Source organism: Poseidonocella sp. HB161398, assembly GCF_005870025.1.
Taxonomy (GTDB): Bacteria; Pseudomonadota; Alphaproteobacteria; order Rhodobacterales; family Rhodobacteraceae; genus Mangrovicoccus.
The window spans coordinates 1-14,320 of sequence record NZ_VATA01000101.1 but is presented as its reverse complement, the minus strand read 5'-3'; the positions used below and the strand labels follow the sequence as shown (position 1 = coordinate 14,320).

General features: G+C 66.1%; 13 protein-coding genes and 3 pseudogenes. 7 read left to right on the top strand and 9 right to left on the bottom strand.

Annotated elements, in window-relative coordinates; translation table 11 throughout:
- Positions 1–117: 117 nt before the first annotated feature.
- A complete protein-coding gene (locus tag FGX59_RS33910) occupies positions 118–414 on the bottom strand; it encodes a transposase (protein ID WP_240722836.1) in 297 nt (98 codons plus the stop codon).
- Positions 415–1,169: 755 nt separating this feature from the next.
- Here FGX59_RS33910 and FGX59_RS39040 point away from each other — a divergent pair.
- Positions 1,170–1,466, top strand: a pseudogene (locus tag FGX59_RS39040) (hypothetical protein); the annotation flags it as partial.
- Between the two features lie 438 nt (positions 1,467–1,904).
- Here FGX59_RS39040 and FGX59_RS33900 read toward each other — a convergent pair.
- From FGX59_RS33900 to FGX59_RS33885, 4 genes are all read right to left on the bottom strand, one after another.
- Positions 1,905–2,366, bottom strand: coding sequence for a hypothetical protein (locus FGX59_RS33900; protein ID WP_138472770.1), 462 nt, complete (start codon positions 2,364–2,366; stop codon positions 1,905–1,907).
- Between the two features lie 615 nt (positions 2,367–2,981).
- Positions 2,982–4,067 carry a hypothetical protein gene (locus tag FGX59_RS33895; protein WP_138472769.1) on the bottom strand — a complete coding sequence of 362 codons (1,086 nt, stop codon included), beginning with the start codon at positions 4,065–4,067 and terminating at the stop codon, positions 2,982–2,984.
- 1,226 nt (positions 4,068–5,293) lie between these two features.
- Positions 5,294–6,193 (bottom strand): helix-hairpin-helix domain-containing protein, encoded by a 900-nt coding sequence (locus FGX59_RS33890; protein WP_138472767.1) that lies wholly within the window; start codon positions 6,191–6,193, stop codon positions 5,294–5,296.
- Positions 6,194–6,474: 281 nt separating this feature from the next.
- Positions 6,475–6,903 (bottom strand): DUF3775 domain-containing protein, encoded by a 429-nt coding sequence (locus FGX59_RS33885; RefSeq protein WP_171060965.1) that lies wholly within the window; start codon positions 6,901–6,903, stop codon positions 6,475–6,477.
- A 288-nt stretch (positions 6,904–7,191) separates the two neighbouring features.
- On the opposite strand from FGX59_RS33885, the gene FGX59_RS33880 reads away from it, so the two are divergent.
- Both FGX59_RS33880 and FGX59_RS33875 read left to right on the top strand, forming a co-directional pair.
- The gene (locus FGX59_RS33880) at positions 7,192–7,611 is read left to right on the top strand and encodes a CBS domain-containing protein (protein WP_138472762.1); all 420 of its coding nucleotides are present in this window, start codon (positions 7,192–7,194) and stop codon (positions 7,609–7,611) included.
- A gap of 9 nt (positions 7,612–7,620) precedes the next feature.
- Positions 7,621–8,073, top strand: coding sequence for a host attachment protein (locus FGX59_RS33875; RefSeq protein ID WP_138472748.1), 453 nt, complete (start codon positions 7,621–7,623; stop codon positions 8,071–8,073).
- Positions 8,074–8,264: 191 nt separating this feature from the next.
- Here FGX59_RS33875 and FGX59_RS33870 read toward each other — a convergent pair whose 3' ends face one another.
- The gene (locus FGX59_RS33870) at positions 8,265–8,573 is read right to left on the bottom strand and encodes a type II toxin-antitoxin system MqsA family antitoxin (protein WP_171060963.1); all 309 of its coding nucleotides are present in this window, start codon (positions 8,571–8,573) and stop codon (positions 8,265–8,267) included.
- 359 nt (positions 8,574–8,932) lie between these two features.
- On the opposite strand from FGX59_RS33870, the gene FGX59_RS33865 reads away from it, so the two are divergent.
- From FGX59_RS33865 to FGX59_RS33855, 3 genes are all read left to right on the top strand, one after another.
- Positions 8,933–9,286: a transposase gene (locus tag FGX59_RS33865; protein ID WP_138472740.1), complete on the top strand. Its 354-nt coding sequence runs from the start codon at positions 8,933–8,935 to the stop codon at positions 9,284–9,286.
- Positions 9,235–10,080: an IS3 family transposase gene (locus tag FGX59_RS33860; RefSeq protein ID WP_138472739.1), complete on the top strand. Its 846-nt coding sequence runs from the start codon at positions 9,235–9,237 to the stop codon at positions 10,078–10,080. Before FGX59_RS33865 ends, FGX59_RS33860 begins: the two co-directional genes overlap by 52 nt.
- 308 nt (positions 10,081–10,388) lie before the next feature.
- Entirely contained in the window at positions 10,389–11,102 is a 714-nt protein-coding gene (locus tag FGX59_RS33855; RefSeq protein ID WP_138472738.1) for a response regulator transcription factor, read from the top strand.
- 215 nt (positions 11,103–11,317) lie between these two features.
- Here the strand turns inward: FGX59_RS33855 and FGX59_RS33850 are convergent, their stop codons facing one another.
- Positions 11,318–12,139 (bottom strand): universal stress protein, encoded by an 822-nt coding sequence (locus tag FGX59_RS33850; protein ID WP_171060962.1) that lies wholly within the window; start codon positions 12,137–12,139, stop codon positions 11,318–11,320.
- 206 nt (positions 12,140–12,345) lie between these two features.
- Here FGX59_RS33850 and FGX59_RS33845 point away from each other — a divergent pair.
- Positions 12,346–12,621, top strand: a pseudogene (locus FGX59_RS33845) (transposase); the annotation flags it as partial.
- A gap of 53 nt (positions 12,622–12,674) precedes the next feature.
- Here FGX59_RS33845 and FGX59_RS39410 read toward each other — a convergent pair.
- Together FGX59_RS39410 and FGX59_RS33835 are read right to left on the bottom strand one after the other, a co-directional pair.
- Positions 12,675–13,762 (bottom strand): annotated as a pseudogene (locus tag FGX59_RS39410) (IS5 family transposase).
- Between the two features lie 107 nt (positions 13,763–13,869).
- Positions 13,870–14,320 (bottom strand): autotransporter outer membrane beta-barrel domain-containing protein (locus tag FGX59_RS33835; RefSeq protein WP_138472736.1); only part of this gene is annotated, 451 nt, incomplete at its 5' end.

The window sequence follows — 14,320 nt, the reverse complement described above, 5'->3', positions numbered from 1 at the left end:
CCAGCGACAATCAGGATGATACCGTCACAGATGTCGCGACATAGAATCTTATCCTGATTGTCGCGCACCTCTCACCCAGATTGACGCGCTATACCGTCACCACGGCCGGAAACGCGATCATCGGCTGTCCACCACGGAAAGAAGGCGGGCCAGCGCCTCCGGGCACACATTGGCCGGAACCGCAACGCAGCGCCCGTTCCTCAGGGTGATCTCCACCCGGGCTTCCGGGTTCGGCGGCACGGGTGCTGGGGAAGCAGTGCCCTGCGGATCGGCGGCAATCGTCAGCGGGATGAAGGCGGGCGAGCCTGCGCCGCCGAGTTCGCCGTTCCGGTACTGCCGCCGCCAGATGGTCAGCAGCGACCGCGAGATGCCGTGGCGTCTCGCGGTGGCGCTCACCTGGCGATGGCCACGCAAGCTCTCCTCGACGATGCGGGTTCGGGCATTCCTTCGGACCGGTGGCAGTCACGCCCTCACAGTCCGCGTCGTCCCAATGCCGTCGGCGAACGCCGTCCGCCGCTGACAGGACTTCAATCTTGGGTTCGAATATAAGGTCGCGCATAAGGTCGGACCTATCACCGAAGCGCCAAACCCGTCAGGCGGCCCTCGCCGGATGAATACGCCGAATACCACGAGACACGCGATGAACATCAGCACAGCGCGGCGACAGCCCGGCTGGCGAAGGAAGGCAGTTGCCGAAAGTCCGGCTCTGCCATGAGCCCACGCCCAGCTTGCCCGGTGTGATTGACTTGTTCGAACTGGCGAGCACATAGCTGCGCCAGTTTCGCCGGCCGTGACCCTGTAGATGACGTAGACTGCCAGCCGGGCTTCTCGAGAGGCCTCGCACTGACACGTGATCGTGCGCCCAGTTTTTCCACTTCGAGCGGCTAGGCAGCGGACAGTGGTGGCTACTTTGGCCAGGGGGGATGCGCGTGAAGGCGTCCCTGGAGGCGGTTCTCTGCTATCCGCAGGGCGCACTCCGCGACGCATACCCAGTCCCCAACATACTGTAAAAAAAAAAGTGGATGACGCCCATGCGAATCCGAGCACGTCGATGAACAGCGTGCATGTCGAATCTAGCAGCCCGGCCGCCTCCTGAAAGGACAAAGATGGGGAGCGGATGCACCGCTTACACTCCCCCGGACCTCTTGCTGGTCCTCCTCGCTTCCGCGAGGCGGAATGCGAGGCCATGGAAGCCGGACACGGCCGGAGCCCGGGCGCGCAGCGGGACCCTGCAGGCCTCGAAGCACCTCAGCCGTGCGATCTGGCGGAACCGGGGCGGGCACCGCCGGCGCAGCAAGACCGAAACGAAAATGACCTGCATGATGCTGCTCAGCCCGCGGCTGATGCCGTTCGGCATAGGCATCGTACCGATGGCGGCGCGATGCCTCACCTTCGACCGGCAGGTTGCCGAGGTCCAGATCCGCATGGCGGTCATGAACCGTTTCACCGCCCGCGGCATCCCGGTCGCCGTTGCGCCGGGACAAGCGCGGCCCGGAAAGGGGAACTGTGGTCGTCAGCCAATTTGCGCAACAGCGCCCCATGAGATCGAAAATGCACTGAACATCTATGCGCAACTCGAGGCTTGGCAGACTCAAGTAGCGATCGCAGACCGCCGCGTTACGCTGCCAGGACAAGTCAGGAAACTTGCGGAGCGAGCAGCGGTTGAACATTGCCCCGTCTGGACGGCGACAGGCATGAATGCCGTGCGCACGCATATCGGCACAGACGAGGGACGCGGTTGCCGTCTGTTCCCGGCCGCCTGGTCCGCGTCGCCTGCGGAAGACCCGGCCCCTGCCACGGGAAAAGCCGCCTGGAACCTCCGCAGAGGCACATCGCGGCAAGGAAACCGCCAGAATCGTTCCCGTCCGGCATGAGTGCCGGTGCCGGTCCCGCGCCATTGGCCCTCAGGCCGCGCCAGCCTCCAGTTTCCCTTCCTTGGAATTCCCGCGGGTTTCAGGACGGGGCTCCGGCGTCATGACGATATCTTCCGCAGCCATGCGGATCCGGTCCTGCATCGTTGTGCCAGCCTGCCGGAAATCCTCGCCGAAACGCATCATCTGGCGTTGGCACTCCTCGGAATAGTCCCGGAACATGGCGAGCAGAAAGCCGTTCCATATCCGGAATGCAGAGGCGGGATCGCTCTGCTCGGAAAGCTGGTCCAGCAATCGGCGGTCATCCTCCAGCCGACGACTCGCGAATCCCAACGCTTCCTCGTTGCGCTTCAACATCCGGCTGAGGCCATTCGAATGCATGGCAGACCAAGTCTCAGACATTTTCCGGATCGTCTCGATCCCCGAAGCGATCGCCTCAGACGGAACCGTGGCCAGTTCCGAAGCCTCCAGGATTGAACGTGTCTGTCTCGTCATCGGGCTCTCCTTCATGAATGCCGCCGGCTCTCCGGGATTGCCCTGTATTGGCCTTACCTGCATTGACAGCGCACAACGCTTCTGGCCCGGACAGCCCCATGCTTGGCGCGACAACATGATCGAAGCGGAGGGGCGGACGACCGAACGGACCCGCGACTGACGGATCGCTGCTTCCAGGCCGCGCTGTGGGCTTTGTGCCAGCACTTGCGTCAGCCGAAGGACGCGACCTGGCCATCCTGCACGTGATGCAAACATGCGGAAGAAGATTGCCTGCACCTAGCTGGCGCAAGGCCACCGGTCGACGGCAGTGACGCGATGCCGACCGGCGGCACCGCGGACCGGCAGCGGAAGGGCGCTCGGATTGCGCGGATAGCGGCGGCAGAAGCCCAATCCCGAACGTGCCGCTTGCACATGGCTGCCGTGGGCGTGCCCGGCATCGCCGCCAGGCATCCTGCTTGGCTGGAGGCTGACGGAATCCCCGGTATCTTCAGGGCCGGAAAGAAGCGATGTGATCGTGATCAGCCGACATGGAGCCGAATGGCAGAAGAGCCTATCCATCGGCACCTGTTCCGGAGAGCCTGCGCGGAATGCGCCGTGCACGTCAGCGGCTGTCGGCTAGTCTGCCCGGGTGCCGGTCAGGATCATTTTCGCCCGCTCGAGATAGAACCGGGCCTGCAGGGGCCATTTCTCCGGTGTCCGGATTTCCGCGTCGCGCAGGTGATCAATCGCCAGGCGTGCCCGTGTCAGGCAGCGGTTGACGCCATAACTCTTCATCAATTGCCTGCCCGGAGGCTTCAGGCCGGAACGCAATAGCGGCGTGAGCAGCATGGACCGGATCCATGCTGCGCCAAGCGCCTCGCATTCCAGTCCCAGATAGTTCATTTCTTCGAACGGATCAGCCAATCGCAGAATGGGATCGAACTCAAGCCGGTCGAAAATGACCGGCGGGTTCTCCAGGCAGACATGTTCCGGCCGCAGGTCCCCGTGGCCCTCGACGATCAGCCCCAGCCCGGCACGCTCCATGATTTCCCCGCGGTTCGCCTCCATCAGGGCCAGCGCCGCGCCTGCGGTTTCCGACTTGAACGCGGCCCCTAGATGGGGCGCCATTTCGGCCAAGTTCCCGGCATTGACCCGCCCCTCGCGCATCCATCGCTCCAAGTATCCCTCCCCCGCCCCCTTCGGCCTGGGCGCCATGCGGTAGAACTCCTGCATCCGTTCGGCCACCCTGCCGATCTCGCTGCGTTCCGGGGGGCGACCATCGCGGAGACGGTTGTCGAGTGTCTCTCCAGCGGGCAGGCGCCGCATTTCGACCAGCCAGTCCACGACCCTGCCGCTGCCTTCCAGCGCAAGCAGGCCATCCGCGCGGAGCGTGAGCGCGAGAACATCCCGGTAGACCTCCTTCCCGGCAAGGACGCGGTTAAGGCGGACTTCCTCGCGGCATGCGTGCTCGCGTGCAGATAGGCGGGAAAAGTCGAGAAACGGCAGGCGGACCGGTGTTTTCATCTTCCAGACAGTGTCCTGTCCCAGGAAGACCATCGCAGTATGTGTTTCGATCACCTCCGGCCGAGGCTGGCCCGGCCGGGCCGCGCAGCTCTCCAGGAAGGCGCATTTTTCCGCGAGGCTCGGACCGGCCACCCGCGCCTTCAAAGGCGCGGGGTCCACATGTTTCTCTCGGTGCCGATACCGGAAGCTGCACTGCAAGTCGTGTTCCTTCCGCTCCTGAGAGGGGTCTGCGTGCAGACTGCGCCGGCCGCCGGCAGGCGGCATTGCCGTCTGTCAATGGCGCCCCCCTGTCCAGACCAGAAGGCCAAAGTGATCCAGAGACGGGCGCGGCCCATATCGCACTGGTTTCGCGCGGAGATAGCGCCCCCTCTGGACATTGCAGGAGGCCGCAAGCGGAGAATTTGGCGCCGTCGCAGCGCGCAGGCTGCCAGCGGGCCACCGAGCGTCTTTGCGGTGCAAGGCTTGAAATGCTGCGGCTGCATTGAGCGCCGTCAATGCACGGGCAGGAAACTCCGGGCAGAACAAGGGGAGGAAGAGACCCGGAACGGAGCCGCCTCATGCCCCACACCGCCTGCCTGGCGCCTGCAAAGCGCGCATCCCGAACTGGACCCGTCTCTGGATCGGGGCGCGGAACATGACGGCCTTTCCGGCCCGCCGCTTCCACGGAGCGGTCGAGCGCAATCGCGCTGTCCCGCAGCTCGGGGACCGCGGGCGGGAATTCGATCGGGAATTTCCGGACCGGCTCTGCGGCCAGCGCTGGACGCATCAGTTGCACTCGATCCGGAAGACGCGTTGCGTCGCGTCTCCGCCGGGTCCTCGCAACGTCCGGGGACGAGACTACCGGCCTTTGCACTCGCCTGCGATGAACGGGCGTTCCCGGACGGCTGCAGGAAATGCGCAATCGCAAAGGAGGGGCACGCGGCCCGTTGCACGTCCCTGTCAATTCCGGCCCGGCACGTCAGCACCGGCCCGCTAGCAATTGGCAGACGCAAGCCTTTCCGTTCAAGGCACGGAGATTGTTGAAAGTTTTTATGACGAACCACTTTTCAGTCAAAGATCCGCCCGACCGAGATCGCCATTGGTCGGGCGGAATTTCGTTGCCCGACGCGTGCCCGGGGATATTTCTGGTACAGCGCGGGACCTGCGGGGGGAGACTCCGCGAAGCGGCAAGAGGCCGTAAATCGTCAGCCGGTCGGCCAAAGGGTGTCGATCTTGGCGAAAGCGGCACCGCCCAACACCGGAACAGCGTCAGCGCCCTCTGCCCGACGGATCATGTCCGCGGTGATGCCGCTGGGTCCGAGCTGGGTAGAGCGCGTCAAGCTGGATGAGATCTGCGCGGCAAGGCGGATGATTTCCCATGTCGCGGCATCTGCGGGGATGTCATCAATATTGCCGCTGGCACGGCCCTCCGCAGGTCCTGTGCGTCAATTGCGGATACCGGATTGCAGTCCTGCATACAGGTCCCGGCACTCTGCCTCGCGCCCGCGGACAACCCGCCGTCCGGCGAGCGGTCCCTGGCGCTCAGTGACAATCGTCCTGCGCCGCTCCGGACCGTCCTCCTCGTGGAAGTAGATCACCACCCAGTCGCGCGTCCTGCCGAGCTCGTGCGCCCGGGCCGTGTTCGAATAGAGCATTGTCAGGTGCCATCCGTTGCGCCGGGCATGCATCACGGGCAGCCAGGCCTCCCGGGCGGGATTGAACCGTTTCGGCGCGATCCTCGGCAGGTCGCCTGCCTCCGCCTTGCTGCGGTAGAGCGCATCCGCATCGACAAGAAGCGAAACCGGAGGCTCGTGCGGCTGCGGTCCGGCATGCCGCGCGTGCGGAAGGCGTGCAAAACGCGCGCCGATCGCCGCGAGAATGGCCTGCCGGCGCCGTGGTCCCACCCCCGGCACATGTCTCGCCCCCAGGCGCAGCGCCGTTTCGAGTTCTTCGAGCGTCTCGACCTCCAGCGTGTCGGCAAGACTGCGCGCGATCGCGGGGCCAATGCCGGGAATGGTCCGGAACACAGCTTCGGGCGTGGCCTCGCCCTGCAGCCGGTCGAGCTGCGTCCAGTGCCCCGTGGCAAGCATCTCGGCGATCGCGGCGGCGATCCCGCGCCCGATGCCATGTAGCCGGACCAGGGCATCAGTGCCTCCCGTCTCGTATATGAGGCGCAAAGGCTGCGACAGCGCATCGATCTCGTCCGCCGCCTTGAGGTATGCCCGGAGGCGGAACCCGTCGCCGCCCTGCGTTTCGAGCAGATCCGCATATCTCCTCAGCCGCTCGGCGACGGCGGCATTGCCGTCGGGGGCGGCCGGCGCTTCGGTATCTGCTTCATGCGTCATCATCCACCGCCTTTCGCCGGGGCGTGCCCCCTCCCCGGGCGCCGCTGCAATGTCCGCCTCGGTAGGGGGCTGCGCAACGGTAGTCTCCAAAGCGGACCCAAGGGCCTGCCAGGGCCAGTGCCTCCCCCTCCGGACCATCCTTGGAATGGTCTGCGCGGCCGGCTCCCGTCCAGGGCGGCGCTTTCCGCGATCCGCATGCGCCGGTCCGCCGCGTCCGGCAGGGACGTCTCCATCCGCTGGCCCCCCGGACCCGGCGCAGGACCGCGGCGAATGCGCATCGCTCAGCCCGGCTCCATGTCCCCTCGGCAGTCGAGCCCGAGCCTGTCGAGCCCCTCCAGGAGATAGTCGGCCAGAAGCGGCGTACCCAGAAGGTAGTCTGCAGTCGACGCATTGTGCTCCTGCCGGGCCAGCTCGCGCAGCGCGTCCCAGCTTTCGCCATCGCGGCCAAGCCATACCAGGGCGACCAGATCGATCAGCGCCTCCTCGTCGAGGTCGTCGAGCAGCGATCTCAACTCGGCTTCGACCGCATCCGTGCCGCGATCCTCGCGGATGCCGAGTTCCGGATCGTCCTCTTCGGCGCCATCCTCGTCAACGGTGCTTTCGCTCTTGCCCATCAGGTCATGCGCGCGCATGGCCAAATAGCAGACCGTGTGCAGCGGCACCTGCAGCTCGTCCGCCGCTTCTTCCAAGCCGTTGTCCTGTGCACCCATTTCCCAACTCCCGCAGCGGGCGAGGCCCCGCCGGCGTCCAGACCAGCCCGCTCCGGTCTTCGCCCGGCCGTGCATCTCCTCGCGGGCGGCGGAAGATCCGCGGCGGCCACGGGAGGGTTTCCGCACATCGCCATACGATGCCTCGTGTCTCTGCCGCCATCACCTGAACCTGAATCAGCCCGGCCGCATTGATGACGGTCAAGCGGCGGCGAATGATGGCCGTCAATGCGAATCCCGCGGAGACCCCGCCTACTCCCTGGCAGCCAGTCTCATGCCCGGGAGGCAAAGATGAAGATCAACGATGCAATGCATGCCAATGCCGAATGGGTCAGTGCGGACACCCCGGTCATCGAGATCGCGGCCCGCATGGCCAAGGATGATCTGGGTGCCGTGCCCGTCGGCAAGGACGACCGGCTGATCGGCATGATCACGGACCGCGACCTGGTCCTGCGCGTCATCGCCAGGAAGCTCGATCCCGCGAAAACCTGCGCGGAGGACATCATGACCCCGGGGATCGTCTACTGCCAGACGGAGGAAACACTCGAGGACGCCATTCACCTGATGGACCAGAAGAAGATCCGCCGCCTGCCGGTCCTTGACGGAAACAAGCGGCTGGTGGGAATGCTGAGCCTCGGCGATGTCGCGCATTCGGCCGGGCTGTCGCTTGTCGGCGAGTTGACCCGCGCGGTTGCCGAGCACCACTCCTAGCTGCCCCACATGGTCCATTCCGCAACCTGGTACGTCGTCATGAACACCACTGCGGCGCGGGTGCTGCACGATCTTCGGGACATGCACGATCCGCGCCACCGGGAGACCGCCTTCGGAGAACCCGGCGGCCAGCTGCGCCACGCGCAGCGCGACTGCCTGAGCATGAGCCACGCCTCCGCCGACGGGGACATGGCCTCGGCTGCAGGCACGGCAAGCGACACCATGCAGAAAGGCGCCCGTGCCTTTCTGCACGACATCTTTGACCATCTCGTAGCACGCCGCCATGCAGGCGCCTTCGACAGCCTGGTCCTGATCGGTTCGCCGGGCATTGTCGAACTTTGGCGGCAGGAGGTCCCGGGCGGGGTGTCGGCCTGCGTAAGGCGCGACATCATCTGCAACCTGCTGGGAAATCCGCAAAAGAACCTGGCGCCCGCAATCCGGGCCCTGCTGGGCCCCGCATAGCCGGTCCGGCTGCGCGGACGTCCTTCAGGCACGGCCCCGGTCCTGTCCCCGGCAGTCGCGGACGCGCTTGCGCCCTATCGCGACACCATCCGGAGGCCGGGCGCCGCCCGATCCCCTACGGGACCCGGAAGCCCGAATCCGGACATGCAGCTGCCATCGCGCAACTCCCCGGTGCCGGATCCCTCCCCGGATCAGTCTTCCGGATGGGCATAGTCGATGACCGGCACGAGCATGCTGACCGCTCCATGCACGGGCCCGGCCGCACGCATCCTGCCCAGTCTCGCCGCAGTGCGCGCATCGACGTATTCCTCTCCGCAATGCGGGCACGCCATCGCCGGAACATTCCGGACCACCATGAGCGCATCGCCACGCCAGAATACCGTGCGGGTTGCCAGCGGCTCCAGCACCCCCGTCTCGCAGCGGCTGCACAGGACGCGCGCAGCAGCGACGGGCGCGACGGCGTCAGAGTCACCGTGATCAGCGGTCCCGAACTTCGTCATGCAATCCATCCCGGGACGCCGTGCGCTGTTCCTGCCGCCACAGGCCCCCCTGGCGCGGGACAGGTCCCCCCGGCATGGCTGCGCCGAAAATGTCCAGCACGTCGCGGGCCCGTTGCAGCGGCGACGGCATCGCCGCGCCCGCGCCCCGCGGAGCGGCAGGAGGAGATGCCTTCCGCCGCCATCGCCGCGAGCGCGCCCCCCCGGGCGCACCGGACAACAGCGCGGCTGCAGGCCAAGCGCCGTATCCTGCGGACCTTCATTTGCCACGCCATTGCATGCTCCCTGGAGTGCGCCCCTGCGGGTGGACCAGGTTGGCCGGTTGAATTGACCCCCTGCGGGCTTTCAGAGGAAGAAAGCCTATGCCCAGACGCCACCGAAGCCATAGTACCGAATTCAAGCGCCAGGTCGTCGCCGAGTTTCAGGGCGGCGAGACGCTCCACGCGCTCGGCCGCCGCCACGACCTGTCGCGCAACCTGATCCGTGTCTGGATCGAAAAAGCGGAAGCAGGCGCGCTCGACGAAGACGTGGCGGCGGCCGAGCTGATGGCCGAATACGAAGCCCGGATCGTTGCGCTGGAGCGGCTTGCCGGGCGCCAGGCGCTTGAGATCGAGTTTCTAAAGGGGGCTCAACGCTCCGGACGCTTGCCGAGAAACGAGCCTACATCCAGGACTGTCGGCCCCGGGGGCTCTCGATCCGGCGGGGATGCGAGTTGATGAACGTCGCGAGGTCCAGCTTCTATGCCGATCCCGGCCCCAGGCCCGGAGACACCGTCATCATTGATGAAATCAGGGCGATTACCGACGAGTTCGAGGGCTATGGCTACCGCCGGGTCGATGCCGAGCTCCGGCATCGGGGCATGGTCGTGAATTCGAAAAAGGTCCGGCGCCTGATGAGGGAGAACGGCCTGAACCCGCGGCGGAGGCGTCGCACCACCCGCACAACCGACAGCGACCATGGCGGCCCGATCTTTCCGTTCATCGCCAAGGAGTTCGAGGTTCACGGCCCGGACCAGCTCTGGGTCGCTGACCTGACTTACATCACCATTGCCGGAGGCTTCGTCTATGCCGCGCTGATCCTGGACGCCTGGTCGCGCCGTGTCGTCGGCTTCGCAATCGGCCGCAGCATCGACGCCCGCCTAGCGGCCAAGGCGCTTCGCAACGCGATCGCGGAGCGGCGTCCCTTGCCCGGCTGCGTGTTCCACACCGACCGCGGATCCCAGTATGCGTCGGAGCTGCATCGAGGCATTATCGCCGAACAGGGCTTCTCCGGATCTATGAGCCGCCGCGGCAACCCGTATGACAACGCAAAGGCCGAGAGCTTCATGAAGACACTGAAGGTGGAGGACGCTTACCTGATGGAGTATGAGACTTTCGACGAAGTCGCCACCGGCTTGCCCCGGTTCATCGAGGCCTACAACAACCGCCGCCTGCATTCAGCTTTGGGCTATCTCAGCCCTGTCAAGTTCGAAGACCGCCACGCCCGCGCCATGGTCAAAACCGCCGCCTGATAATGTCCACCCGCAGGGGCGCACTCCACCCACCGGAAAATGATCTTCCCAAATTGGCGGTCCTTCCCGCAATGGCATTGACGGCAGTCAATGCACGGCCATTTTTGACCGTCCTGCTCGGGCAGGGGCGGCACAACCTGAGGATTCGTACTATCATGCGCCAAAAGGTGCCGCTCACTCGCAAGTGACGAAAGGGAATGCGGACCTGAAGCTTCAAGGCTGTGGACATTTCACAACCTTTGGTTGAAATTTCTTCAGACTTCAAATTGCGGCCCCGGCCGCGCGATTTTCTGGACCCCGGTAGCGGAATGCGCAGAACCACCATACTTGTCGTAGATGACGAACCTTGGCTGCGCGAGGTGCTGCGGACAGGCCTGGAAGGCGCAGGCTTCGACGTCGCCGAGGCGGCAGACCGCAACGGACTGCGCGAGGTGCTGGACAGCCGCACGATAGACCTGATCACGCTCGACCTGCGCCTGGGAAATGAAGATGGCCTGGAGCTTGCCCGGGACATCCGCGCGGACCTGAACATTCCCATCCTCATGATCTCCGCCCGGACGGCACCGATCGACCGCGTGCACGGGCTGGAATGCGGGGCCGACGACTACATCGTCAAGCCGTTCCTCATCCGCGAAGTCATCTTGCGCATCAAGAAGACCCTGGAGCGCTACCAGAGCACGACGGCGCAGGAGGGCAAGCTGTTCTTCGACCATATTTCTTTCGACCCCAAGCGCAGCAGCGTGACCCGCTCCGACGGCACGCCCGTCGAGCTGACGGGCACGGAACTGAAGCTGCTCGAGCTTTTCCTGAACCATCCGGGCCGGATTCTGGACAGGGACAGCATCTCGCGCGAACTCTACGGACACAACTGGTCCCCCTATAGCCGCACGATCGACGGGCATGTCGCCCGCCTGCGTCAGAAGCTGGGACATCAGGACGAGACCCCCCCGATCATCCGTTCGGTGCGCGGGGTCGGATACGTGCTTATCGGCGAGGTCCGCGACGAGTCGGGCCTGGACTGACCCGGGCCTGTCAGGCTGCTGATCACGGTCCGCCGATGGCTGTCGCAACCGCCTTTCAGCACGCGATCCCGGCCTTGCACCCGGCCCGGGAAGCGAACGCACCAAATAGGGCGTGGCGGCGGGACAGCGCGGACAGGCGGTGGCGCAGGAAACAGCGCGGGGCTGCCCTATCGCCGAAGCCCCCGCTGGGCCGGTTCGCGCCCCGGTCCGCCGCCTCAGCCGCGCAGGATCAGCAGGTCGCAGGGCGGCCTCCGGATCAGCGCCTCGGTGAAGCTGCCAAGATGGCCCGGCACGAAGGCCGCGCGGGCATGCGCGCCTATTGCGACAAGGTCGGGACGGAATGCGTCCAGCTCGGCTGCGAAAGCCTCGGTGACCGGCAGGGCCACTGGCGCGGGCTTCGCCAGCCGTGCCGGCAGAACCTCTTCCAGCCACCACAGATCCAGGCGGGCGCGGGCATCGGACAGGAAGGGCGCGGCCAGTTCCGCGGCCCCCCCGGCTGCCGTCCAGCCGCGGAACGGCACCGGCAGGGCATGAAATGCGCGCAGCTCCGCCTCGGGCGCAAGCTCCGCCGCCCAGCGGGCTGCGGCCGCCGAGGCCGGCGATAGGTCGAGTCCGCAGAGCACACGGCGCCACGCGGGTTCCGGCGGTCCCGCGGCCAGCAGGACCGGCAGGGACGTGGCGCGGATGATCCGTTCCGCCGTGGTGCCCGAAACCATGTCCCAGAGCGGCCGGGGACGGTGCGTGCCGAGCACGACAAGGTCGGGGGCGACCTCGGCAATGACCCGGCAGAGCGTCTCCACGGGCGCACCGGTTTCGACATGCAGCTCCGGGCAGCCCCCGGGGCCGGTGGCGCAATGCCGCTCCAGCTCCAGCCGCGCACTGTCGGCGATCGCGTCTGCCACCGGCGTCGGAAAGTCGCTGTCGATCACGGAGGCCACGACCAGCCGCGCCTCCTTCGCCGCCGCCAGGACCTGCGCGCGCCGAAGCGCGCCCTCCGAGCGTGGCGAGAAATCCGTACAGGCCAGGATCTTCCTCATGCCGCGTCCTCCCTCCCGGGCGGGGCGGTCTGCGCCTGCCCGCCGATGGCAGCATGATATCCCGCTAGCAGGCGGCTGAAAACTCCTGCCTCGACGCCTGACGTGGAGCATGTTTCATCGCCACCACGGCATGGACGGAGGTGGCGATGCGCGGATCTGACAAGGTGACGGGCTCGCTGTTCAGCTAAGCCGATCTCGAGGAACGCATCCCGGCGCGGCATCCGCTGCGCAAGATCAGGGCCGTCGTCAACGATGCGCTGCGCCCGCTGGATGCCGAGTTCGACCGGCTCTACGCGGGTGAGGGCCGCCCCTCCATCGCACCGGAGCGGCTGATCCGGGCCAGCCTGCTTCAGATCCTCTACTCGATCCGGTCCGAGCGGCAGCTCATGGAACAGATGGATTGCAACCTGCTGTTCCGCTGGTTCGTCGGCCTCGGGATGGACGATGCGATTTGGGTCCCTACGGTGTTCACGAAAAACCGGGCGCTGTTGGACAAATCAGCTAACAGCCAGAGTTCCCCTTTCCCCGGACACACTTATCCCAAGGCCACGGTGACCGGGATGCCAAGGGCAGTAAAGCGGTTCAGGACCGCCGCGCGGATCTGGACCTCGGCCACCTGGCGGTCGAAATCCCGGGACATCAGCCGCTGTCCGAGCAGCTTCATGCAGTTCATTTTCGTCTCCACCCTGCTGCGCCGATGGTCGCCGCTCCAGTTCCGCCAGAGCGTCCGGCCCAGGTGCTTCGACGCCCGCAGGATCTCGTTGCGCGCCCGGGCGCCTGCCGTGTCCAGCTTCCAGGGCCGCGCATTTCGGCGGGGCGGAATGACCGCCGCTGCTCCGCGCGCCGCGATGGCGTCATGGCAGGCGCGGGTGTCATAGGCGTCGCCAGCGGTGCTCGAACCGGTGGCGCATCCGCTGGCAACTCGGCAGTGACCCTGGCGATCTCCTCCTCCGCCGGAATCTGGGCGAGCAGATCAGGCAGCATCGGGGCATCGCCGACATTGCTGGACGTGACCTCGACGGCCCGGATCTCCAATGTTTGCTCGTCGATCCCGAGGTGGATCTTGCGCCACACACGCCGTTTCGAGCAGCCATGCTTGCGGGTGTGCCACTCGCCTTCGCCTTCCACCTTGATGCCGGTACTGTCGATGAGCTGGTGCAGCGGCCCCTTGGATCCGCAATACGGGATGGTCACGTCCATTGTTCGACGGGCTTTCGCGGCGCCACTGGCGCCACGGTCCAGTCTCACTCTGGCGCCGGGACAGGGTGCTGAAATCCGGCACTGACCAGTCCAGCCCAGATAGCTCCAGCAGGCTCGCCATGAAGCCGTTCGCCAGCGGGCTCGGACCGATGGCGCTTCACTGGCTCACCCTGGCGGAGCGGCAGCCCGAGGAGGACCTTGAGGGTCAGGCAGGCTTGGATCGCGGCGTCACTATAGGACTGCTGGCGACCGCGCCGTCCGGACGGCACTGCTTCCCATTGCACGGAGGGATCGAACCAGACAGTGAGCGATCCTCGCTGCTTCAAAGCCTCGCTCGCCGTTGCGCTCGGACCGGTGGCGCGCAACGGCTCGCTAGCTGTGCCAGTTGGTGGTCTTGTACGTGGTCTTTGCCGGTCTGCTCATGGCCGCTAGCTATCATGCTGGATTCGCGCCGTGAATCCCAAGCCGCATTTGCGCAACAAACCCTGGCGACGGACAACCGCCCCGCTCCGCCGCTGCCGTTGCCCGCGTCAAAAGCGGTAGGATAGCGTCAGCGCAGCGGCATGGCTCGTCGCCTCGCCGCCGAAGTAGCCGCCATATTCCGCGCGGATGTCCAGCGCGCCGTCACCGAAGAGCTGGACCCCTGCCCGCAGATCCAATGCCACCTCGTCCTGCGGCAGGCGAATGTCGATCCCGCCGGTGCCATCAGCCCCCTGCAAATGCGCCGTCGCGTCCCAGTCGCCGTTGCTGCGCAGGGGCACGCCCGCCGAGATGAAGCTGCGCAGCGTCAGACCGGGGCGCAGCTCCGCACGGCCACCGAACTCGACTGCCGGGGTCAGGACTGCCGTGCTGTAATCCGTCGCCTCGTAGTCGAGACCCAGCCCGCCGACGCCGTCTTCCTTCCAGGCATCCGTACGGGCATAGAGTCCGTCGAGCGTCAGCGACGGGCGCAGGTAGAGGCGCTCGCTGCCGGCGGTGTAG